A 23,286-nucleotide genomic window follows, 5' to 3' on the forward strand; every position below is an offset into this window, starting at 1 on the left:
GGCCAGCAAGCACAGCGCGGTAGCCTAGACTGAATTAGGGGTTACAAGATTATAAGAACATGTATTTTTAAAATACTAAACTAGCTAAATGCGACAACTATATTGACAAACACCGTGATCGGGCGTTCACCGCTATAACCTCTACTACTCCATTCACTTCCATCTCCACTAAAAAGCATTTTGCACCACATTTCATATTAAACCCTCCTCAAGCATTACTTTAAATTTATCTAAAAAGAAACTTTTAATCAAAAATTAGGATCATCGAATAGATAGTTTAGAAACATGTGACCTCGAGTGAATTACACTCAATTTATGGGACACTTATCATATTTTATGGGCGAGTTTTCACTGTTTATGGGACACTCTCCAACCATTTACGGGCGCTTTCCTTATTTATGGGACACTTCTTAATCTTTATGGGACATTATTTCATATTTTACGGGCGAGTTTTCAATGTTTATGGGACACTCTCCATTCATTTATTGGCGCTCATACGGGTAGACTCCAAATGTTTAGGATTGTTCTATCCTTTAAAAAGGAATTCTGACATTTCGGTAGAATAAATATAAATACCACTTATTAGTCTAAATTGCTTTGCTCAAGGAGGACTTAATACATATATTAATAAATGGAGGTGATTTTCAAATGAAGGAAGTAAAAGAGCAGCTTATACATAGCTGTAACTATTTAGAGGAAAGAGAATTAGTTCAACTAAAAAGTGCCATGGATTTTGCTGAAAAGGCGCATGTTGGCCAAACACGAGCAACTGGTGAACCTTACATTATCCACCCTTTCGAGGTGTGCCTGATTTTGTCCGAATACAAGGCGGACATAACAACTTTAGTCTGCTCCTTACTTCATGATGTAGTGGAAGATACAGCAGTTGGCCTCAAGGAAATCGAGCTTTTATTTGGGAAAGATGTCGCCTTTATCGTGGATGGGTTAACGAAGTTTGAAAAAGGTACGTTTGAAAAAGAGGAGTATAGTGCCATTAATATGGAGAAGCTCCTATCCTATGCTATTCAAGATATACGAATAGCAGCTATTAAACTAGCAGATCGTTTGCATAATATGAGAACCCTAGCTATCAAAAGAACGGAAAAGAAAATTCCCTATTCAAACGAAACACTTCTTTATTTTTCACCATTAGCAGAAAGAATAGGGTTGTTTACACTCCAAAGGGAGTTGGAAGAGCTAGCCTTCAGCTATTTGCATCCGGAACGGTATAAGCAATTTCGAGAGAAGATAAATAACTATACAAAAGTTTATGAAGAATCGTATGAGGAATTTATTACTAAACTAATGAAAGAGGATACTTCACACATAATTACCAAACATAGATGGATTAATATCCCCTTATTTCAAGGGTACAACTTGTTAAGTGAAGGATTTTACCTTTCTGATATGTTTACTGTTCACATTACCATTGATTCTACCTTCAACTGCTATACAGCTCTTGGTCTCGTGCATTCCACATTTGAAACAATGCCAGATCATTTTGTAGACCAAATTGCCATTGAAAAACACCCCTTTATCAAACAGCTCAAAACAAAGGTTAGGGTAGCTGGTATTCCAATGACAATTGTTTTACAGGATAGGCAAACACAATACTTCTACCAGAATGGGATATTCGCTTGCTTAAAGACCATTGATTCTACAACACTAAGTACCTCTCTTTTAGGGAATTCGATTCCTTTTGCTAAATCCATTACCAATAACCCAATTGCATTTTGTGAGCTAGTCTCTTTAGAACTTTTTTATAAAGAAATAGAAATATACACACCAAAAATGGATATTATTAAGTTACCAATTAACTCCAACATCATTGACTTTGCATATGCACTTAATCCGACTTTGGCAAATAAACTAGCCTTTGCTAAAGTAAATGGCACGATAAGATCACTTCAAACAATTTTAAAGGATAAAGATATAGTAGAGCTCCATGTGAAAAATAAAATAACTGCTAATGCAAAGTGGCTTCATTTTGTGAAAACCTCAAATGCTGTTAAAGAAATAACCGATATCGTGAATGATGAGACAAACCCTGCTTAACACACCATAAGAGTCTAGCAATCTTACGGTGTGTTAGGCTAGTTTGCGATTAATACTATACTGTTTAATGATTGAACATCCTTATTAGTAGCTTTCTCTAGCAAGGCATAATAACTCTGAATTAGCGTCTGTATTTTAACGGGAGAACGATTAAATTTCTCTCTCACTGATATCGCATAATCTACTTCCCATTTGCCATCTTGTAGGAACGATGCATCCACATTTTTTGAGTCAACTAGGTTCCAACCTGATTCTTTCAGCATATTCTTAAGTTGTTGCTTGTGAAAAACATTTTGGATATTACCCTCGTCTTCAAACTGTTCTGCATATATTGCTAATATGCTCGCTGAGTAAAAATGGGCAAGCTGCTCTGGCTTAGTCCATTCTAAATCCCACTCAGCGATACATATGCGCTTAGCTACCTTCTTTAATCGTTTAAGATAAGAAAGCAACGTAGCAGGTTCTTGAAAATACCAAAGACAGTGAGAGAGAATAGCTACATCATATGCCTCGTCTATTTTCATCGTTAGGAAGTCTGCTTCTAGATCAAAAGATATTCGGTTACCTATTGGGGAGGATTTTATAAAGTCAGTTGCTTCTCCTAAGGTTATGGGTTTACCGTAATCTCTGCCAGCAATATCAATTGCCATTACAAATCCTGTTTCACCTACTGCATCTGCCAATGCAACTGTTGTATCACCTTGACCACACCCGATTTCTAGCACTCTCATCCCCTTTTCAATATTAAAGGATTGTACCAGCCCTAGGCGATGTTGAAGCTGTATACGTTGAATAGAAGAACTTCCTACTGTCTTCATATAAGTTAATAATTTTTCCATTTTCACTACCCTTTCACTAAAGTTTAAATGAAAATAAACAATAGTATGAATTAATGTAATATACTTACTTTATCATAACAAAAGGAGGAGCAAAATGATCAAAAAGTTACTGGATGAAACTGAAAATATCAGCTACTTTGTTTACTTAACCAACCGAGGAGATGCCTTCCCTAAAATAGGTGATAGCCTAGAGGAAATTTATACAAACCTTCGAGAAGAAGTTTCTATGGGTTACACGGATCTGTGGGTACTAAAGAGAGTTGGATTGTTGAATAAGCATGATACATTCTACTTTTCAGAAAACGATCGAACTGCAGATGACGAATTAAAAAGAGCCCAATACCTTCCTGAAAAGATTTATATCACATTCACCTTTGTACAAATTAACGAAGCAACTTCTCCTATGTACACCAATTCAGGCGGCACTATGACCCACCTCACTTATGAAGAGGCAGAAGAGTATGCTGTTAAACATATTGATAAAATGAAACAGAAATATCCAGAAAGAGAGTTTTATGTTTTATATGCTCGTTTAGTGGAAAGAAATACTTGGCATTAATAGAGACTTGAAAAGGGACCATTCGCGAAAGAATGTCCCTTTTTTTAGTTTTTATTCGAGTGCTATTTCAATCTCATGACCACCAATCGTCACACTTATACCTGATACTCTTTGTTGTTTAACGATAAGCTGATTTATTAATACACTTTGTTCTAGCAATGGATAAAAACTGTTTATGATTGCATGCATCTCGGCAGTTGTGTGAAGGGTGATATTTACTCTTTTTTCTACAGGTAAAAGCAACTGCTTCCGATAGGATTGGATTGCCCTGATTAACTCACGCATCCACCCCTCACGTATCAAGGCTTCCGTTAATGTCACATTTATCACAACAGTCATGTCATTACTAGTTCCATAAGCAAAGCCATCCTTTACTTTATTCTCTATTAAAACGTCTTCTAGTAAAACAAGATTTTCTTCTAACTTTATACTTCTATTTTGAATAAGCTCGCTTACCTGACTAGATGTTAAGTTATTTAGCCTCACATTAATACTATTTGAATGTTTGCCAAACTTAGCAGCTGATTTTTTAAAATCTAATCTCACAGTTGAAGTAAAATATTCTTCTCCGCTGTTAAGCAGATGAATCTCCTTGATATTTAGCTCTTCCCTTATAATATTTTCATATGCACTCCAATTTATTGGCTTGCTGCTCTTCACAAACAATTGTGCTAGAGGCTGCTTTACCTTTATAGCAAGACTGTTGCGAATGCTTCTTCCTAGTTCAACAACCTGTAATACCTCACCCATTTCTCGCTCGAGTAATTGATCGATTAGGGATTCATCAGACTGTGGATAATCAGCAAGATGGACACTTTTCCCAGTAAGTCCCACGTATATTTCTTCCGCGATAAAAGGTGTAAATGGCGCAAGTAATTGGCTTACTTTAGTCAATACCTCGTAAAGCGTTTCATATGCTGCTACCTTATCCTTATTAAGACCACTTGACCAAAAGCGTTCCCTCGACCTTCTTACGTACCAGTTGCTGATTTGTTCCACTAAATGTGCAATATCTCTGGCTGCACTCGTAAAGTTAAACTCATCTAATTTAATGTTAACGTTACGAATTGTACTATGAAGGCAGGACAGAATCCATTTATCTAATGTTGTTTGCTGAAGGGCTTTATCTCCCGTTACAACATATTTATCTAAAGTAGTATAGAGCGTATAAAAATGATAAACATTGTCTAGTGTATCAACCAGCTTAGATTTTGCCTCTTGAACAATTCGTTCAGAAAATCTTTTTGCATTCCAGGGGGCACTGTCAACGAGTAAAGCCCATCTCAGCGAATCTGCCCCATAGTGTTGGATCAGCTCAACGGGATCCAACGCATTTCCTTTGCTTTTAGACATCTTTTGGCCGTTCTCATCTAAAATATGCCCAGTGGAAAGAACACGCTTATATGGTGATTTGCCTGTAAACAGTGTAGAAACAGCCAAAAGACTATAAAACCATCCTCTTGTTTGATCAATCCCCTCTACGATCAAATCTGCTGGAAACTGTTTAGAGAATAGCTTCTCATTCTCAAATGGATAATGATATTGGGCAAATGGCATAGAACCGCTGTCAAACCATACATCAATCACCTCAGGAGTTCTCCTCATAGTTCCAGCACACGAAGGGCAACAGAGACGAACATCATCTACGTATGGCTTGTGGAGCTCAATACTTCCTAGAGGATGTAGCGAATACTTGCTTAATTCTTCTATACTCTTAGGGGCGAGCTCAAGCTTACAATTGCTGCATTCCCACACATTAAGTGGGGTGCCCCAATAACGATTACGACTGATATTCCAATCGACCATTTGCTCTAAAAAGTTGCCGAACCTACCATGTTTGAGGTGCTCTGGATGCCAAGATACGGATTCATTATTAGCTAAAAATTGTTCTTTTAAGGCTGTAGTTTGTATAAACCAGCTTTCCATTGCGTAATAGAGCAATGGGGAATCACAGCGCCAGCAATAGGGATAGCTATGCTCGTATTTTTCCTTGTAAAACAGTAGCCCTTTATGGGAGAGTAATCGTATAATCTCTAAATCACACTCTTTAACAAAACGTCCTTCCAACCCCTCGACGGCTATTGTAAACCTCCCTCTTTCATCTACTACATGAATAAAAGATAAGCTATTTTCCTTCATCACTTTGTAATCCTCTTCCCCATACGCTGGTGCGATATGGACAATACCAGTTCCGCTATCACTTGAAACATAATTTGCGGTAACTACTTTATATCCCTTTTTTACATGTACAAGATCAAAAAGTGGGGTATAGGAAAGACCCTCTAATTCTGCCCCCTTTAAGGTGGAAAGAATCTCATATCCATCTTTCAAGACTTTTTTAACTAAATCTCTTGCGAGGATATATACCTCCTCCCCTTTCTTCGCTCGAACATATTCAAGCGAAGGATTAACCGCTAGGGCTACATTTGCCGGCAGTGTCCAAGGAGTAGTAGTCCATCCAAGAAAATACTCATTCTCTTTATGTGTAAGTTTAAACTTAACTATTGCTGATAAGTCTTTAACCGTTTTATACCCTTGAGATACCTCATGTGAACTTAAGGTCGTTTGACAACTAGGACAATATGGGGAAACCCGATGACCTTTTTGCAGCAGACCTTGATCATGTATAGTACCAAGGATATTCCATACACTTTCAATGTAGCTATTACTCATCGTCATATAGGGGCTATCCATATCGACCCAGTATCCCAGCTTTTCTGTGAAGTCACGCCATTCCTTTTCATAAACAAATACACTTTCCTTACATTTCTTGATAAATGCTTCGACCCCATAGTCTTCTATATCCTTCTTACCAGAAATACCAAGCTGTTTTTCTACGCCAAGTTCAACTGGTAGCCCATGGGTATCCCAGCCCGCTTTTCGAATGACCTGATAACCCTTCATTGTTTTATATCTAGCGACCAGATCCTTTATCGTTCTGCCGAGGGCATGCCCTACATGTGGCAAACCGTTCGCTGTAGGAGGACCTTCGTAAAACACAAATGTAGGATTTCCATCTCGTTGCTCAATAGATGCTTGAAATACATTATGCTCCTCCCACATTTTTCTTATCTGCTGCTCGCGTTGTAAAACCGTCTTCTTTACGTCCTTGTTAACCATCTGATATCACTCCACGTTCAAATTAATAAAACATACAAAAAACCCGCCCCAGTAAAGGGACGGGTTTAACCGTGATACCACCCTAATTCCATTGAAATCTTCACCTCAATAGCACTTAGCCACGTACAAGCATACGCGTTCCTTTTAACGGTAGACACCCGATCACACTTACTTAGTTCAGTGCGACTTCTCAGAGAGGATTTTCAAAAATAACCTAAACACCGACTTTCAGCATAGCATCGGCTCTCTTTGGAATAGATTTATCTTTTACTTTTTCTCATCAACGAATTTGTATGGTTTTATTGTGGATAAATTTATCATGTATGTAAAACGAATGTCAATAGAATTATTTGTTACTTAGCGAAAAATATAAATATTCGATCTTTTAGTTCGTTTCAAATGTTACTTATCCAAGGAACAAGCTTATTCTCTAAGCGCATAATAAATTAGAAAGTCTACCCATTCTTCCTCTTCCATAGAAAACTTCTCTCGTGTGCACTCGTATTTAAAGCCGGCTCTTTTAGCAAGAGTTTCGGACGGTCTATTATCAACATTAATATGAAGTTCAATTCGTTGGAACTTTAACGAGTCAAAAAAATATTTTTTAGCTTCTCTCACACTTTCGACTCCATACCCCTTTTTCCAATATTGGTTATGAATAGAATATCCCATCATAGCCCATTGATAATCCATCCTAAGAATTGTGATTAGTTCTACCTTTCCAATATTAACTCCATCCTCTTTTCTAAAAATACCCATTATATACATTTCATCGTTCTCTTGAGCCTTATTAAAACCTTTGATCCAATCAGAGAACCATTCATTAGACGCCTTCTCCATTATTTTGTATCCTTCGTCATATTTATATTGAGAAGGTAATCGATTATTAAATCCATTTGACCAGCTCTCATAATCTTCCTCATTAAATGTTCTGAGGATCAAGCGATCAGTCTCCAAATATAATTCTTTCATCGCTATCCCCCTCCGCAAATAATTTTGATCTCAAAATAATCAAAACTAAAACGTGATGGTTGTATTTAATCTATTCTCTAAAATTCAAATAATCTTTTCTCCGTTAAGCCCAAAAACGATTCAAGTATAAATAATTAAAACCCGAATAGGCCCACTTGTTACATGTCCACTATTCGGGTTACTCTTCCAATGTATTGTTTAAATGTGGTTAAAGTTATGTTGCATATACGAAATCTCCATCATCTTCATCTTGGATCTCACCAACAATTTCTGATAATATATCCTCCATTGTTACTAGACCCACGATAACTCCTTTACCATCGGTTACAATGGCCATGTGCTTACGTGTTTGTTGCATTTTTAAGAATACCTCTTTAATAACTGTTGAATTTTTAAATCTTGGGATGTCATGGATGAAGAATGTCACGTCATTAGAACGTCCAGCAGCGATATCCGTTAACATTTCCTTTGTGTTAATAAATCCAATTACGTCATTCTTCTTTTTTAAAACGTCAATGACTGGATAGCGTGTATATTCGAACTCTTCAATGACCGCCACCATTTGCTCAAGCGTTTGCTGTTTTTCTAACATAATCACCTCTGAGCGGGGAATCATAATGTCCTTTAGCTGACGAGTATCAAATGCAAATATATTTTCCAGATAAGCAAGTTCGGTTTGGTTGATTTCTCCACCTGCAAAGCTTTGTGTAACAATCATTTTCAACTCTTCTTCAGAATACACTTCGTCATGTCCTGCAGGCTTTACACCAAATATTTTTAATAACGAACGAGCAGAACCATTTAAAGCTGAGATAAACGGCTTAGAAACTTTCCCGAACCAATAAAGAGGTGGTGCTAAAAGAAGTGTCATTTTATCAGCATATTGAATTGCTAATGTTTTAGGCATTAATTCACCAAGGACTACGTGTAAAAATGTGACAACCGATAACGCTATGGCATAGGAAAGTGCGGTTGAAAGAGCTTCACCTAAATTTAAATATTCAAATACTGGTGCTAACATTTTTTCAACGGTTGGTTCTCCAAGTGCTCCCAAAATCAGAGCTGTCACTGTTATTCCTAGCTGACAGGCTGATAAATAGTAATCTAAATCTTGTGTAACTTTCTTGGCGACGACTGCTTTTTTATTTCCCTCCGAGATAAGCTGATCAATTCGTGACATACGCACTTTTAAAATCGCGAATTCTGCCCCTACGAAAAACGCTGTCAATAAAATAAATAATGTGATTAAGGCTAAGTTTAAAATAATTATACCGTCCAATTAACTCCCTTATGGAAAGGGATTCACCTCCATTAATAATTAATCGTAATTATTGTTTAAAATAATTTTGTTTGAAGATCACTTCTTTAATATGATAGTTTTCTACTTCACCAATAATCCATAGATGATCACCGTGCTGTATTTCCATTCCTTCGTTAACTTCCGATGTGTTTTTAAAACCTTCATTTAGTGCCCAACCACCAATTGTATCGATATCTTCACTATCCTCGAAATCTATACCAAAGCGATCCTCTAATTCTTCTAATAATGTTCGGTTGTTAATTGTATACTCGTTTTCGCCCGTCTTACGAATTTCATCCACTTCATCCGCATCAAATTCATCACGAATTTCTCCTACGAGCTCTTCTAGTATATCTTCCAACGTTAAAATACCAGCGGTACCACCATATTCATCGACAGCTACCGCAATATGTACACGCTCCTCCTGCATTTTTAATAATGCATTTTGAATCGGTGTTTGCTCAAACACAAATGGAATCGTGCGAACAAAATCACTCAAATCAGCAGGACGATTCGTTACTATGCGACTAAGTAACTTATTTGCATTTACAAAGCCAATAATTTTATCTTTATCGTTTTCCTCAACGACTGGATAACGAGTGTAATTATGCTCATCTAAAATCGATACTATTTCTGTAGTATTCATATCCCTATCAATAGCAACGAACTCTGGGCGAGGAACCATAATGTCTTTGACAACACGCTCATCGAAGGCGAATACATTCTCCATATATTCCAATTCCTGCTTATCAATTTCCCCACCTTGGAAACTTTGAGACATGATTATTTTAAGCTCTTCTTCCGAATAGGCTTGATCTTCGCTAGCTGCTTTTACCCCTACAGCACGTAACAGAAATCGTGAAGTACCATTTAATGCTCTAATAAACGGATACATTACTTTACCGAAATAATATAGACTTGGTGCCAACATTAATGTGACTTTCTCCGAAAATTGAATCGCTAATGTTTTTGGAGCCATTTCCCCAATAACGACATGTAGGTAACTTACAATCGCAAGTGAAATACCATAAGATAAAATATTCATTACAGTTTCAGGGGTATTGAGCCATTCAAAAATAGGATACATTAAATGCTTAACGTAAGGCTTTGTAAAAGCACCTAACCCAATAGCTGTGATTGTAATACCTAACTGACACGCTGATAAGTAATAATCAAGGTCACTTACAACTTTCTTTGCAATCTCAGCTTTCTTATTACCTTCTTCGATTAACTGATCAATTCTGGATTTGCGGATTTTGACTACTGCAAATTCAGCTGCTACGAAAAATGCTGTCAAACCTAAAAAGATGATTAATAAAATGATATTTAATATACTCGAGTCCAATATGTTCCCTCATTTCGAGGGATTCACCTCCGTTATTTTTAATACTCTCTTGTTATATGACTCTTAAAAAATCTTATCTAATATATTATAACGAAAACCATCACGTTATGGTTTCAAAAAAACAAATTTTTTTCATCTTTCTCAACTTTCTACCTGAAGTTCTTCAAGTTTCCTTACAAATAACATAGACACCCACCTGTAATTGCACAGGTGGGTGATATAAGTTAAATATTTATCCAAAGTCCATGACTAGACTTTTACTAGTTTGTATTTCCAGACGATGTTGGTCGAGGTGCTTCTTCTTCAGCAAATGTAGAAGTTCCAAAACTAAATAAGACCGTTAAAGTTACTAAGCTTAGAATGAGTAATTTTTTCATTTTATAAATCCTCCCATTTTGTAATAGATTTTTTTCTAAACAATATTTCATTCGCCTTTTGATAATAAAGGTTCGCTGCTTTAAATCTTCTATTCCTATAGTAGTAGTCCGCTAAAAGAATAGAGTACTTTTGAACATGTCGATCGTCATGGACTTTTTCAAAATAATTAATACCTTTTTTAACAATAGCTTCAAATTCATCCGAATTGTTATGAAGAGCCTGGTATATGTGAAGATGGTGTATGTAAGATTTAATATTGCTTCTTTGCTGAATGCTAGCCTCGTCCATTTTACTGAAACCCGCTTCACACCAGCTGAGGACCCTTTGATGGTCGTTTTGCTTGGAATATTCTTTGACAATGGAAAGTGTGGTTATCATATAACCTTCCACCTGCTGAGGACCTTCCTTATACGATAGACTAAGTGTATAGTACTCAATTGCCTTTTCATGATTTTCTTGGATAGCCTGGAGAGATCCTAAATTTTGATAGAGCATTCCTTTATATTGAGTTAGCTTATAATCCATAGCCAGCTTTTTTGCTAAGTTATAGTTTTTCTCTGCTTCTTGATAATTTTTCATATTTTTATAGGCCATACCTGTAACTATATAGCTATCAATCGCTCGTTCAAAGAGTAGGTTATCCATATAATACTTAAGTGATTTACTAGAATGATTAATGGCATTAAAGTACTCATTACATTTAAAGTAGCTCAAGCTTATAACATTATGAAAATCTGCGAGTTCCCATTCTTCAAAGGAGCTATAGTTTACGAGTTTTAGAGCATCTTCAAGCTTTTCTAGTGCAGTACAATATTCTGCGATTAAATAGTTATATATTCCAAGGTTTAAATTTAGAAGAAACCTTTGTTTGTCATCAAAATCTGCTTCCATTTTTATTAGGACTTGATAAATTGGATAGATTTGAAGGACTTCCTCATTAATAATCAACATCAATCGAAACATGTATAAATTGTAACTGTAAAAATTTTTTAAATTGGTAAAATTAATCTTCCGCGATGTATATTGTTGCAGGGATTCCCTGACCATTTCTTGATCTCTACTTAAAATCGCACTTTTATATAATGCATATAAGTCTTCAATAACTTTGTTTTCTTCTTCCAGTGGCATTTCTTCTAGCATCAAGTTCAATCGTTTTAACAATGGCTGTGCTACATCTTCGCTAGGTATCGTTGAGTTACTTTCTATCTTGCTTAAATAGGAAGTAGAACAAATCCCTTTTGCCAAAACCGTTTGTTTAATATTCCGATTTAACCTTTCCTGCTTAATTATGAGACCAATACTACCACCCATCGGAAGTCACCTCCTTGCAATGTAGTATAGGTTATAATTCTCTTTCCATCGCTGAATTCCTTTTTTTATTTTTTCGACTATTTTCTACATCCCTATAAAAAAATACGAAAAACATAGCGAAAATCAATATTTTGTACAATAATTCACTTAAAAAAAGAAATTCTTATTATAGTGCATTAAATAATAATACTTTTTTCTTTTTATTTCACAACAAATATTAGTATATTTCTTATCCAAATATTAGTAATATTTAGGATATACAATTATATATTTTACTTTTATTTCAAAAACATTTCAAGGGAGTTGTAAAAAATAATAAAAAAATCCCTTTATATGAGAACAACAAGTCACTCGTTGCTAAAGTCCCTTTTTCCTTAGCGCCAGCCAAGTATTACATTCTATTTTCAAGGGGGGAATGTTAAAAATGGTTACTGGTAATAAAAAGATTATAGAAGAGTTTCTCAGCTACCCTGACAATCAAAAGATGCTTGAAGAATATCAATACACCAATAGCCAAGAGATTAAAAACAAATTAGATAGAGAGTTTAAAAGATTTTACCAAAATATCCGTATCTTAACCTATGTGCTTAAGGTATTACATTTTGAAAGTAAACGATTTGATCAAAAGGAGCGTCTTCACAGAAGGAGGAATATTTTATCACTTGACGGTGATGAAAAAATATCAGTCATTTATCATGAAAGATTTTTTACAGACTTTATTGGATTCTCAGATGACATATCAGACCACATCTCGTCTGATAAATTATTTTTTAGTATAAGAAAGCTTTCAGAACGACAGAAGAAAATATTATCACTCGTCTTTGTAAAACAAATGACCGACCGGGAAATTGCACATTATTTTGGCATTTCACAACAAGCGGTTTCAAAATCAAGACGAAATATAATCGAAAACATTCGAAAGGAGCTTACGTATGATTGAAGCTAGCAATATTGTTCAGTTACTTGGCAACTTCGGCTTTCCAATTGTAGTCTCCATTTATTTACTTCACCGTTTTGAAAATAAGCTGGAGGCACTAGAAAATTCATTACACAATCTATCCAATACTGTCGTTCATAACCTAGAAAAGAAAAAAGGGGGGAAATAAAATGGACGAAGCTGAAATTTTGAAGCTTCTTAAACAGCTAGAGCCTAAAATGGAAAGTGTTCTATATCAAACAAGCTTTGAATACAGAGAAGACCTAGAGCAGGACTTAATAGAAAAGATAATAAAAATTATCAATAACAAGGTTACGCAAGAGGTGCCGGGATTCTTTGAGATGAATAGGAGATGAGATTATATTTTTAACTTTCCACAACTTTTACTCATTGACCTTTAACACCCTTCCTTGCAAGTATGGGTGTTAAAGGATTTTAAGCTTCTTCATAAAACCGCATATGTTGCTTGTCCTCTTTATAATACTTCAAACGATCCTCTAATGTACCAGTATGAAACTCGAATTTATGCCCATCTGGATCTGTAAAATAAATGGACTGCTTATCTCTTTCCTCTCTCTTTCGCGAAGGAAGGATTGTCACGTTTAATATTTCTAGTCTTTTACAAATATCCTGGAAGTCCTTTTCTTCTACGGTAAATGCGATATGCGTATAGGAATATTTTATATCATTTCTAGGTATATGTGGCTCTTCATTTAAAGCTAACCATATTCCATTTACGTCAAAATAAGCGGTACTATTTCCAACTACTAATAGTTTTGCATTTAACACCTCTTTATAAAACTGTATGGACCTTTGAAGATTAGAAACAGAAAATAATAAATGGTTAATGCCCTTAATATCCATGTAGTACCTCTTCTTCTGATATTCTTTTAACATCCCTCAATTTTCTACCTTCAAATGACAACTGATAAATATCAGGCATCTGGAGCTGATCCCAGAAAGCTAAATTATATTTGACATCAAAATAATTCATGATTAAAACCATTATATTACCATGAGTTCCAATCACCACGTTTTTGTCCTGCCATTCATCTAATACCTGCAATAAGGACGTTACACCTCTCTCCTGTGCAACTAGATTTGATTCCCCTCCCTCCCATGAAAAAGCTGGTTCTTCCCCAACCTTTGCTATTGCTTCATCAAAATTCGAAACCGGATGTTCTGATAATGTTCTTTCTCTAAAGCCTTCTACTAGCTCGATCGTCAAATTAAATTGCTGTGCCACTTTTTCTACAGTTTGTATAGCCCTTTTATAAGGACTAGATATAACATGGTCAATATCATGGTGCATTAACAAATTCGCAACAAGATTTGCATCATTTAAACCTCTAAGAGATAATGGTCGACCTACCTCGTCTGTTGAATAGGTTGAATGCGCGTGTCTTACAAAATAGATGTTAGTCATTAGAGACCCCTTCCTCCTCAAGTTATAAATAATGATTTTCGCTCTCAGTCGGTCCTTTTACGCGGGATTGGCGAAAACCATCAACCCAGACTACGAACGTGTTGGATGATTTATCTGTCTCACTCATCACCTTTAGTTGGTGCAATCAATATAAACATTAAATAGATCATGTTACATATAAGCTGCTATTCCATTGGCTGAAATAACTTAAAGAACGTTATTTAGCTTTCTCACTCCTAATCTTCCTGACGAGCTTCATAAAATAGAGGAGGAAAAACAATGCTAGTAATAAGTTCGGTAAAAAGAGAAGTGCAGGTGGAAGAAATTTCATTGAAAGAAAAGTAATCACAATAGGGATAATCACTAGCCATATCCAGACTCTTGAACGCTTATTTGAATAGCTTATAGTGGATTTCATTCATTCCCTCCTCCTTGTGAATTTTATTTTAAAGACTTGTTACCTACAATTGGCGAGGATTAATGACTTTTTATTTATTTAAAAAACTTCTATGTATGAATCTAACCTCTTAACTATTTTTATTTCTTTTCTGGTTTCCCATTAATTCATATTTCGACATAATAGTTTACTTTTCCTCTGCATAGGAAATATATTTAAAAGTATAATAACATTGGAAGTTCTTTCATTAGGTCACTATTTTATTTATTGATATGATGAATGAGTAATTATCCATAGAAAAGGAGTTGGTTTTTTATGTCTAATAAAGTGGAGATTGGTAGTACTGGGTTATTTGTAAATCCCATAGGTCTAGGCACTAATGCTGTTGGAGGACACAATATATTCCCTAATTTAAAGGACGAAACTGGTAAAGAAATTGTTCGTGCAGCCCTTCAAAATGACATTAACTTTATAGACACCGCTTATATGTACGGGCCGGAAAAATCAGAAATTCTAATTGGTGAGGTACTTAAAGAGACAGGACAAAGATCTAATGTTGTTCTTGCTACAAAAGGTGGACAAAAGTACATGAATGACAAAATGGAAGTAGACAATTCACCAAAATTTCTAAGAGAGACGGTCGAAAACAGCTTAAGACGCCTACAAACAGACTATATTGATTTATTTTATATACACTTTCCAGATGAACAAACACCGAAATATGAGGCTGTTGGAGAACTTCATAGATTAAAAGAGGAAGGAAAAATCCGTTCTATAGGGGTATCCAACTTTTCAATGGATCAGTTAAGAGAAGGAAACAAAGATGGTTATATTGAAGTCATCCAATCTGGCTATAATCTTTTTAAACGAGATGCAGAAGATGACTTAATCCCTTACTCTCTAGAAAATAATATCTCCTTTATACCTTATTTCCCATTAGCTTCTGGCTTATTGACAGGAAAATTTTCTCCTAATAGTACATTTGAAGATGGACGAGCAAAGAACCCATTGTTCCAGGGAGATGCATTCATTCAGAATTTAAATAAAGTGGATGAATTGAAGGCAATTGCCAACAATAAGCATGTAGCGGTTTCTAATCTCGTGTTAGCTTGGTATTTAAAACAGGAATCAATTGACGTTGTAATTCCTGGTGCTAAAAGGCCAGAGCAAGTACTAGAGAATATTAAGACTCTAGAAATTGAGCTTTCTAAAGATGAAATAAACAAAATCTCTAGTATCTTCCACTGATTTATCTTTTTATCAATTTAAGCGCCTAGACTTGCATAGCAATATATAGAGAGAGGATGTCAAGCTATGGACCAATTTATTAAAACAGAAGAACAATTTGAGCTAATTGCTAAGATAAACGATTTAAAACCAGTTTTTAGACATAGAGAGCCGGAGCTCGATCAACTCGGCTCCTTCCCTTTTGCCGATTTCCAAGATTTAAAGAATATAGATTATCCTACTTTAACTTTACCAAAGGAGTACGGAGGGCAAGGCTTAGGATTGTATGAATACATACTAGCACAGGAAGCTATTTCTGAGGGAAGTGGTGCTACAGGACTATCCATTGGATGGCATAATGGGATTGTTTTGGAATATGCAGAAAACAACCATTGGGAGCAGGATGCTGCTGACTGGCTTCTAAAGGAAATAGCAAATGGTGCGATCATTAATAGTGCAGCCACTGAAAATAATGCCGGCAGCCCTACACGAGGTGCTCTTCCCCGTACAACGGTTATACGGGATGGCAAGGATTTAGTGATTAATGGGGAGAAAACTTTTACATCTGCTTCCCCTGTACTCGATTATATTATAGTTACATGCACAAACGAAATCGGCATTATTGAAATGATAGTAGTACCTAAGGATAGTCCTGGTGTTTCTATTCTTGAAACATGGGATATGCTTTCCATGAGAGGAACTGCAAGTCATACCCTCATTTTAGAAAATGTTAGAGTTTCCGGAAATCATATCCTGAAAGCCTTACCTGCTACCAAGACAGAAGCAAAGGGATGGATGCTTCATATTCCAGCCTGCTACTTAGGGATCGCTGCTGCAGCAAGGAAATACGCAGTTGACTTTGCAGCTTCTTATATCCCCACCTCTTTAGGAAAGCCAATCGCGGAGACTCCAAATATTAAGCATATCATAGGCGAAATGGAACTAGAGTTATCCATTGCAAGACATATGCTCTATGGTACGGTGGAACGATATGAGCAAGCAGAAGATAAGACGACCCTTCAAGAGTCACTGGATATTACTAAAATAGCCGTTACGAATGGAGCTATTAAAATAGTCGATTTGGCTATGAAAATAGTTGGCTCTAGAGCCCTATCTCAATCTAATCCGATGCATCGCTACTACCTAAATGTAAGAGCAGGATTATACAACCCTCCGATGGAAGATATGATAAAGTCAAAATTAGCAAGTGCTGCTATTGATGCAGCTAAAAAAGACGAAAATTAAAACGAAGCGAATGGAAAGCAGTCCATTCGCTTCGTTTTAATTTTGTTTAAGAATTTATAAACTTCGAAACCTGTGGATAAATTGATGGCTAGCTCCATCGCCTTGCCCCTCGGGGTCAAATGGTTAAAAGCTCCGGTTGCTGAAGAGCTGCCTCCTCGCTTTTCTCCATTTGCCTGTCGGGGCAGAGACAGGCGATTGTGCTTTTCTTGATTGGCTAGCTCCAGCGCCTTGCCCCTCGGGGTCAAATGGTTAAAAGCTCCGGTGGCTGAGGAACTTCCTCCTCGCTTTTCTCCATTTGCCTGTCGGGGCAGACATAGGCGATTGCGCTTTTCTTGTTACGTCCCAAGGGTTAAAAGGAGGTAAGAGGCTGCGTATAAAAAAGTTACAAGGTATGTAATGATATACATCATTACTTCAAACCTGTTAAGTTTTCTGTCCCTCTTCGTCTTTTTAAGCAGACGAATATATGCATATCCACATAGCCACAGCAATAGGATCGTTACCTCGTTTACACTTTCTATTAAGTTAACCAACAGATTTTCTCCTTACCAATCATATTTAATTCATGTTTATAATTACCGTTTTTGTAGAAAACCAAGAACAATAGCTTTTTAATACTGAAGTAGAATTGGCTTACAATCTTACCGGAATTTTTCCATGGGGGGTAAACGATAAAACATTAATACAAATCTAAAGAAACTCACTAACCGAAACAATTTCAAATAGTCCACTTTCTTTTAAAAATTGAGCTACCAAATGGACATGAGCTGCTCCTATTATCAAAAGTACCCGATCATTCGAAGAGGAGATTTCAGCGAGGTTTGCAAACAAAATAAGATTCCGTTGGTACCACCATCTCATCCAATCAATCCCCACATAGTCGCTCCCCCGACCTATACGAGCAATATGCATATACATTTCATGTTGCTTTTTTATGTATTTCTCTTCGTTTAGGCTTCTAATTAGCTCATCTATCCTTTTTTCACCTAGTGGGAGTATGAGCTTAGAACGATAAGTATCTATTAATTGAAAAACCTCTGTTTGTTCTTTTTCTACCCAATTCAGAACTTCTCCGATTGATCGATTTCCAACGTTCTCTATCCAATCTATCGCATATACCTCTTCGTGTTTTAACTCCGCTGCCGCTCGAAAACCAAACTGATGTATTTCATCTATTGCTAGCTCTAGTTCATTATTTAAATATTGATGATACTCTTCGTTTAATAAGTGATTTTTTTCTTTTTCAACTTCTAATGCAATTTTGTTAGGATGGAATTCTTTTATAGCATCTACAACTTTTCTTATCTCCTCTTGCCTTTTAGTAGATCGTAAGTTATCCGTGTCTACACTGTATAAATCAGAAGTATTTCCCATATGAAATGTCCCTAATACCATGATTTTGGTCATTTTTAATTATCATCCTCTCCCAATAGGTTAAAATTAATTTCATTAACACCTCGCAGAGTTAACATAATTTTCTATTATTTTCCCATATAAAGGAATAAAGGTAAGAAGACGAAAAATAAAAAACAGAGCAAATTCTATGCGAATTGCTCTGCTATTCTAGATGATTTTATCTTCATTTTGAACGATTTAACATGATACTTAGAGCTTAATATTATTCGGTTCGTGTCATGTTTTTGGCGTAAAAAATTTCATCCATTTCTGTTTTAAGCTTTTTGGTGATAGAGATTTTCTCTTCATTGGATAGCTCGTCTTCCTTGTAACCAAAGAGGTAGTTATTCAAATCAAATTGTTTCAGCTTACATTTGGTATGAAAAATATTTTCCTGATAAACATTCACATCAATCATATGGTAATATTCCTGCAAGGCATTCGGAATATAATTTTGAATGGAATTAATATCGTGGTCAATGAATAATTTATGACCCTTCACGTCTCTCGTGAATCCCCTCACTCGGTAATCCATGACCATTACATCGGTTTCGAAGGAATGTATTAGATAGTTTAGAGCTTTTAAGGGCGATATTTCTCCGCAAGTCGAAATGTCTATGTCTGCTCGAAACGTACTAATCCCTTCATCTGGATGATATTCAGGATACGTATGAACGGTAATATGACTTTTGTCTAGATGACCAAGAACGACCTCTGGTATAGGCCCAGGGGATTGCTTAAATGATTCTATCGGTGTTTGATCCACGGGTCCTTCTGACACTAAAATGGTCACACTTGCACCCTGGGGCTCGTAGTCCTGTTGCGCTATGTTTAAAATATTCGCTTCTATAATTTCGGACACTTTTGTTAATATATTGGTTAGACGCTCAGCGTTATATTGCTCATCAATGTATTCAATATATTTTTCCCTTTCTTCCTTCGTCCTTGTATAACAAATATCATACATATTAAAACTTAGTGTTTTCGTCAGATTATTAAAACCATGTAACTCGATTCTTTGTTTTGGTGTCAAACTCATAGACATAACCCCACTTCCAATAATTGAAAATCATACTTTTATAGATATGTGTATCCACAAAATACAATGTCTCTTCAATTTTGTCTTCCCTAATATTTGAATAAATAAAACTAAAATCAATAAAAAACTCCTGAATATTAAAACAGGAGTTTATATGTGTCAATTTCAAAATTCCTGTTTTTATAGAAAAACACGAACAATTAAAAGAGAACAATAAAATTTATATGATTTTTAATAATAAAGTAGAATTGACTTTCGCTCATATCGCGGACGCTTTCCGTGGCGTGAGTGATAAGCCATCACCCATCGCTTTCGCACGTGGTTGTAACGTTTTTATCTGTCTCACTCATCCCTGCTTACGTCGCCGCCCTCCGCTGCAATCAATATATATAATGTTCACTTTTAATCTTTAAAATGCTTTTTATGAAATTGACTCATATATAATTTTTCTATTTACTCCCAGTTATAAGGAGTAGCCTGATAAACATAGTAATTCAACCAATTAGAAAATAATAAATGTGTATGTGCCCTCCATGTATTTAATGGCTTATTAGAGGGATTATTATTTGGGAAATAGTATTTGGGCATCTCAATATCTATTCCTTTAGTTATGTCTCTATGATATTCCTCTGCTAATGTGTGCGCATCATACTCTAAATGACCAGTGACCATCACCATTTTATTGTCGTTCGATTTTACAAGAAACACACCTGCTTCCTCCGAAGTGGATAAAATAGTTAGTCGCTCATGCTTTTCTATTTCTTCTTCAGATACAGAAGTGTAACGAGATACGGGAGCATTAAACTCTTCATTAAATCCTCTTATTAAATTCTCCACTTGGTCAGTTAATATATGCCGATACACTCCCGAGCATTTACGAGAAAGTGTGAATTTATCTATACCAAAATGATAATACAGTGCAGCCTGCGCGCCCCAACAAATATGTAAGGTGGAGGTAACATTTGATTTAGACCATTCCATTATTTCCTTCATTTCATTCCAGTAATCGACCTCCTCAAATGGCAACTGTTCTACTGGAGCACCAGTGATAATCATCCCATCAAACTTTTTTTCTCTTATTTGATCAAATGTCGTGTAGAAAGTATCCAAATGGGTTTTGCTGGCATTCTTGGATTCATGCGTCGCTGTATTCATAAAGGTTATATTCACTTGTATTGGGGTATTCCCCAGAAGCCTTAATAGCTGAAGCTCCGTTTTTTCCTTCTCAGGCATTAGATTAAAAATAATAATGTTAAGTGGACGGATGTCCTGCTTGTAAGCACGCTCTTGATCCATGAGAAAAATTTTCTCTTCTTTTAACAGCTTAGCTGCAGGTAATTGTTTCGGAATATTGATAGGCAATGACTTTCCCCTCCCAATGAAATGTGCAAGAGCACCTGTGATTTCGCCTCAAACTAAGTAGGAAATCGAACAGGAGCAAGGCAATTATTAAAATAAATACCTCTCTTTCCATGTAAGAAAAGAGAGGCAGGAATTTGCTAACTAGCTCTTATCTTCCAAGATCGTCTTGTTAGGAATTAGCACCTTTCTGTACAACAGAGGTTGCCGAAGTATCACAGGGCCTAATCCCTCCACTTCTCTTGATAAGAATATTAAATTATTTAAATTATTCGTTAATAAGTTATATTAGCACGCTCTATTACTTATATCAACCCATTTTGAAAAGTATTCGGGTCATTCTGCTAAATCTAGCCATTTCTCCAATAATTGCTCCAATTGCTCCTCTACCCGAAGTTTTTCCAAGCTTAATGCCTCATAATTTTCCCAATCATTCTCTATGCTAATTTGTTTAGTTAGCTCACCTATAACATTTTCGAGCTCACTTATTCGCTTTTCCAAAGGAATTTCCTTTTGTTGTTTGGCAGGTGTTGCTTCTTTTAATGGCTGATTGATTATTTCTTTCCTAGTATTTTCTTTCGAGCAAAACTCATTCCATTTTTCCCTTGCCCATTCGTAAGGGCCTTCAAATGTGGTAAGCTCGCCATGCTCTAGCCAAGCAGTCCTTGGAAATAGTTTATTTAGAAAATATCTATCGTGAGATACAGCAATAATAGTCCCTGTAAAATCATCTAGCGCTTCCTCTAATACTTCTCGTGAATCAATATCAAGATGATTCGTTGGCTCATCTAATATGAGACAATTTATGTCTTGATGCATTAGCTGAGCAAGACGGAGTCGCATTCTTTCTCCTCCGCTTAAATCAGCAATTCTTTTAAAAACATCCGCCCCATAGAACATAAACTTCGCTAAAATGTGTCGAGCCTCTCCTTCTGCCACATTTACTTCTGCTCTAAAAATATCTATTAAGCGAGCTTTTGGATCTGTTATTTCGAAATGTTGAGAAAGATATCCATGGCGCACATTACTACCAAATCGAGCTTCACCCGAATCTATTAACTCTACTCCTCTAAGAATATTCAAAATGGTAGTTTTACCCGTTCCATTCCTACCAACGATTGCAAGACGGTCCTTCCAATATACATGAAGCTCTGCACTGTTTAATAACATTTTTTCACCAAAGCTTTTGAAAGCCTCTTCCATTATGACAACTTCTTTTCCGCTTCGGGGTGCCGCGTCAAAAGATAGACTCATTTTCTTAGGATCTATTAGAGGTTTACGAACCTTTTCCATCCGCTCTAATGCCCGTTCCATATTCCTCGCCTGACGGTGTAAACTCGCATTTGGAGGAACTGCTTGGTTAGCCCAAATCCTTAACCTCTTTATTGCTTCTCTCATTTTCTTTATCTTTTTTTGTTGCTCCTCATACTGTTGAAATTCACGAGTAAGTTTTTCTTCCTTTTCGATTAAAAAAGAAGAATAATTACCATGATATTTCGTAAGCATACCATCCTCAAGATCTGCAACTTTTGTAACTACCTTATCTAAAAAATATCGGTCATGTGAAATAATAACAACTGTACCTGTATAACTAACTAAATACTCCTCTAACCACTCTATTGCAAACAAATCCAAATGATTAGTCGGCTCATCCAACAGTAAAAGGTCTGGCTTGGTTAATAGTAGCTGTCCAAGCATTATTTTCGTTTGCTCTCCACCACTTAAACTTGAAAATGGCTGTTCTACAAAACCACCTAGCTGTAGCCCTTCAACTACTTTATCAATTTCGGAATCAATCGTATATCCGCCCTGTAACGTGAATTTTTCTTGTATGTCTCCATACTGCTTTAGGAGTTTTTCCATTGCCTCGGCATTTACCACTGCTAGTTCTTTTTCAAGTATACTCATCTTTTTCTGTAGTAGCAGAGTATCCTCGAAAGCATCGTATAACAGGTCTTTTCCTTTAACGCTTTCTGAAAAAGTAGGAATTTGGGCTAAATAACCTATTTTCGCTCCCTTTTTAAAAGTGATAATTCCATGATCAGGTTTTTCAATACCCGCTATTAGCTTAAATAGCGTTGTTTTCCCACTCCCATTTCGTCCAACTATTCCTAATTTGTCCCCCAATTTAATATCTAAAGACAGATCCTCAAATATAAGATTACCACCAAGCATTTTACTTATTTCCTGTATTTTGCATATCATTATGTTTAGCTTCCTCTCCAAATTATTGCTGGAAGCATTTTTCTGCATACAAAAAGACTGCTCGAATAAGCGAGCAGTCTTCTAATGTGGTTCAGAAAGAATGGCTTATCAGCTGTGAATTTCATGTAATTGTCTAAAAAAGGACAGACTGGTCCCGTTAGTAGCAAATCCATGAGT

19 protein-coding genes, 1 riboswitch and 1 other annotated feature are annotated in these 23,286 nt (G+C 36.1%); of the genes, 7 read left to right on the forward strand and 12 right to left on the reverse strand.

Going from position 1 to position 23,286, the window contains the following annotated elements; all coding sequences use genetic code 11:
* The first annotated feature begins 648 nt into the window (after window positions 1–648).
* Window positions 649–2,055: an HD domain-containing protein gene (locus MKY09_RS09920; protein ID WP_342566603.1), complete on the forward strand. Its 1,407-nt coding sequence runs from the start codon at window positions 649–651 to the stop codon at window positions 2,053–2,055.
* Between the two features lie 38 nt (window positions 2,056–2,093).
* On the opposite strand, the gene MKY09_RS09925 is transcribed toward MKY09_RS09920, so the two are convergent.
* Window positions 2,094–2,894 carry a class I SAM-dependent methyltransferase gene (locus MKY09_RS09925; RefSeq protein ID WP_342566604.1) on the reverse strand — a complete coding sequence of 267 codons (801 nt, stop codon included), beginning with the start codon at window positions 2,892–2,894 and terminating at the stop codon, window positions 2,094–2,096.
* A 94-nt stretch (window positions 2,895–2,988) separates the two neighbouring features.
* On the opposite strand from MKY09_RS09925, the gene MKY09_RS09930 reads away from it, so the two are divergent.
* Window positions 2,989–3,453, forward strand: coding sequence for a hypothetical protein (locus tag MKY09_RS09930; RefSeq protein ID WP_298469966.1), 465 nt, complete (start codon window positions 2,989–2,991; stop codon window positions 3,451–3,453).
* 51 nt (window positions 3,454–3,504) lie between these two features.
* Here MKY09_RS09930 and ileS read toward each other — a convergent pair whose 3' ends face one another.
* The 5 genes from ileS to MKY09_RS09955 all read right to left on the reverse strand — a co-directional run bounded on the left by ileS (window position 3,505) and on the right by MKY09_RS09955 (window position 11,879).
* Entirely contained in the window at window positions 3,505–6,573 is a 3,069-nt protein-coding gene (gene ileS, locus MKY09_RS09935; protein WP_342566605.1) for an isoleucine--tRNA ligase, read from the reverse strand.
* A gap of 52 nt (window positions 6,574–6,625) precedes the next feature.
* Window positions 6,626–6,866, reverse strand: a binding site (T-box leader).
* Between the two features lie 130 nt (window positions 6,867–6,996).
* Entirely contained in the window at window positions 6,997–7,551 is a 555-nt protein-coding gene (locus MKY09_RS09940; RefSeq protein ID WP_251553208.1) for a GNAT family protein, read from the reverse strand.
* A 208-nt stretch (window positions 7,552–7,759) separates the two neighbouring features.
* A complete protein-coding gene (locus MKY09_RS09945; protein ID WP_251553173.1) occupies window positions 7,760–8,824 on the reverse strand; it encodes a hemolysin family protein in 1,065 nt (354 codons plus the stop codon).
* Window positions 8,825–8,873: 49 nt separating this feature from the next.
* Window positions 8,874–10,190, reverse strand: coding sequence for a hemolysin family protein (locus MKY09_RS09950; protein ID WP_342566606.1), 1,317 nt, complete (start codon window positions 10,188–10,190; stop codon window positions 8,874–8,876).
* A 378-nt stretch (window positions 10,191–10,568) separates the two neighbouring features.
* Window positions 10,569–11,879: a helix-turn-helix transcriptional regulator gene (locus MKY09_RS09955; RefSeq protein ID WP_342566607.1), complete on the reverse strand. Its 1,311-nt coding sequence runs from the start codon at window positions 11,877–11,879 to the stop codon at window positions 10,569–10,571.
* A 424-nt stretch (window positions 11,880–12,303) separates the two neighbouring features.
* Here MKY09_RS09955 and MKY09_RS09960 point away from each other — a divergent pair, with 424 nt between their 5' ends.
* Genes MKY09_RS09960 through MKY09_RS09970 form a run of 3 tightly spaced genes read left to right on the forward strand, consistent with a single transcriptional unit; the run spans window position 12,304 to window position 13,172 of the window.
* Window positions 12,304–12,819 (forward strand): sigma-70 family RNA polymerase sigma factor, encoded by a 516-nt coding sequence (locus tag MKY09_RS09960; RefSeq protein WP_298469975.1) that lies wholly within the window; start codon window positions 12,304–12,306, stop codon window positions 12,817–12,819.
* Entirely contained in the window at window positions 12,812–12,985 is a 174-nt protein-coding gene (locus MKY09_RS09965) for a YvrJ family protein (protein WP_169361335.1), read from the forward strand. Before MKY09_RS09960 ends, MKY09_RS09965 begins: the two co-directional genes overlap by 8 nt.
* 1 nt (window position 12,986) lies before the next feature.
* On the forward strand, window positions 12,987–13,172 hold the full coding sequence (locus MKY09_RS09970) for a hypothetical protein (protein ID WP_342566608.1): 186 nt from the start codon (window positions 12,987–12,989) through the stop codon (window positions 13,170–13,172).
* A 79-nt stretch (window positions 13,173–13,251) separates the two neighbouring features.
* On the opposite strand, the gene fosB is transcribed toward MKY09_RS09970, so the two are convergent.
* Both fosB and MKY09_RS09980 read right to left on the reverse strand, forming a co-directional pair.
* On the reverse strand, window positions 13,252–13,680 hold the full coding sequence (fosB, locus tag MKY09_RS09975; protein ID WP_342566609.1) for a metallothiol transferase FosB: 429 nt from the start codon (window positions 13,678–13,680) through the stop codon (window positions 13,252–13,254).
* The gene (locus tag MKY09_RS09980) at window positions 13,670–14,242 is read right to left on the reverse strand and encodes a histidine phosphatase family protein (protein ID WP_342566610.1); all 573 of its coding nucleotides are present in this window, start codon (window positions 14,240–14,242) and stop codon (window positions 13,670–13,672) included. Before MKY09_RS09980 ends, fosB begins: the two co-directional genes overlap by 11 nt.
* Window positions 14,243–14,954: 712 nt before the next feature.
* On the opposite strand from MKY09_RS09980, the gene MKY09_RS09985 reads away from it, so the two are divergent.
* Both MKY09_RS09985 and MKY09_RS09990 read left to right on the forward strand, forming a co-directional pair.
* A complete protein-coding gene (locus MKY09_RS09985; RefSeq protein ID WP_340883616.1) occupies window positions 14,955–15,887 on the forward strand; it encodes an aldo/keto reductase in 933 nt (310 codons plus the stop codon).
* A gap of 66 nt (window positions 15,888–15,953) precedes the next feature.
* The gene (locus tag MKY09_RS09990; RefSeq protein WP_342566611.1) at window positions 15,954–17,111 is read left to right on the forward strand and encodes an acyl-CoA dehydrogenase family protein; all 1,158 of its coding nucleotides are present in this window, start codon (window positions 15,954–15,956) and stop codon (window positions 17,109–17,111) included.
* A 690-nt stretch (window positions 17,112–17,801) separates the two neighbouring features.
* On the opposite strand, the gene MKY09_RS09995 is transcribed toward MKY09_RS09990, so the two are convergent.
* The 4 genes from MKY09_RS09995 to abc-f form a co-directional block, all read right to left on the reverse strand.
* Window positions 17,802–18,518: a DUF5694 domain-containing protein gene (locus MKY09_RS09995; RefSeq protein ID WP_298467855.1), complete on the reverse strand. Its 717-nt coding sequence runs from the start codon at window positions 18,516–18,518 to the stop codon at window positions 17,802–17,804.
* Between the two features lie 211 nt (window positions 18,519–18,729).
* Complete coding sequence (speD, locus tag MKY09_RS10000; RefSeq protein WP_169361418.1) at window positions 18,730–19,545, reverse strand: adenosylmethionine decarboxylase; 816 nt, start codon at window positions 19,543–19,545, stop codon at window positions 18,730–18,732.
* 453 nt (window positions 19,546–19,998) lie between these two features.
* Window positions 19,999–20,907, reverse strand: coding sequence for a homoserine O-succinyltransferase (gene metA / locus MKY09_RS10005; RefSeq protein WP_169361417.1), 909 nt, complete (start codon window positions 20,905–20,907; stop codon window positions 19,999–20,001).
* 145 nt (window positions 20,908–21,052) lie between these two features.
* A riboswitch (SAM riboswitch) is annotated at window positions 21,053–21,156 on the reverse strand.
* A gap of 84 nt (window positions 21,157–21,240) precedes the next feature.
* A complete protein-coding gene (gene abc-f, locus MKY09_RS10010; protein ID WP_342568233.1) occupies window positions 21,241–23,112 on the reverse strand; it encodes an ABC-F type ribosomal protection protein in 1,872 nt (623 codons plus the stop codon).
* Window positions 23,113–23,286 lie beyond the last annotated feature (174 nt).

Origin of the sequence: Psychrobacillus sp. FSL K6-4046 (assembly GCF_038624605.1) — a bacterium.
Taxonomy (GTDB): domain Bacteria; phylum Bacillota; class Bacilli; order Bacillales_A; family Planococcaceae; genus Psychrobacillus.

Bases quoted from the DNA above. Each gene is read 5' to 3' on its own strand.
- MKY09_RS09925 (WP_342566604.1), bottom strand. From the start codon at position 2,894: ATGGAAAAATTATTAACTTATATGAAGACAGTAGGAAGTTCTTCTATT.
- MKY09_RS09970 (WP_342566608.1), top strand. From the start codon at position 12,987: ATGGACGAAGCTGAAATTTTGAAGCTTCTTAAACAGCTAGAGCCTAAA.
- MKY09_RS09990 (WP_342566611.1), top strand. From the start codon at position 15,954: ATGGACCAATTTATTAAAACAGAAGAACAATTTGAGCTAATTGCTAAG.
- MKY09_RS09985 (WP_340883616.1), top strand. From the start codon at position 14,955: ATGTCTAATAAAGTGGAGATTGGTAGTACTGGGTTATTTGTAAATCCC.
- fosB (WP_342566609.1), bottom strand. From the start codon at position 13,680: ATGGATATTAAGGGCATTAACCATTTATTATTTTCTGTTTCTAATCTT.
- MKY09_RS09930 (WP_298469966.1), top strand. From the start codon at position 2,989: ATGATCAAAAAGTTACTGGATGAAACTGAAAATATCAGCTACTTTGTT.
- MKY09_RS09965 (WP_169361335.1), top strand. From the start codon at position 12,812: ATGATTGAAGCTAGCAATATTGTTCAGTTACTTGGCAACTTCGGCTTT.
- MKY09_RS09920 (WP_342566603.1), top strand. From the start codon at position 649: ATGAAGGAAGTAAAAGAGCAGCTTATACATAGCTGTAACTATTTAGAG.
- ileS (WP_342566605.1), bottom strand. From the start codon at position 6,573: ATGGTTAACAAGGACGTAAAGAAGACGGTTTTACAACGCGAGCAGCAG.
- MKY09_RS09955 (WP_342566607.1), bottom strand. From the start codon at position 11,879: ATGGGTGGTAGTATTGGTCTCATAATTAAGCAGGAAAGGTTAAATCGG.
- MKY09_RS09995 (WP_298467855.1), bottom strand. From the start codon at position 18,518: ATGACCAAAATCATGGTATTAGGGACATTTCATATGGGAAATACTTCT.
- MKY09_RS09980 (WP_342566610.1), bottom strand. From the start codon at position 14,242: ATGACTAACATCTATTTTGTAAGACACGCGCATTCAACCTATTCAACA.
- MKY09_RS09960 (WP_298469975.1), top strand. From the start codon at position 12,304: ATGGTTACTGGTAATAAAAAGATTATAGAAGAGTTTCTCAGCTACCCT.
- speD (WP_169361418.1), bottom strand. From the start codon at position 19,545: ATGAGTTTGACACCAAAACAAAGAATCGAGTTACATGGTTTTAATAAT.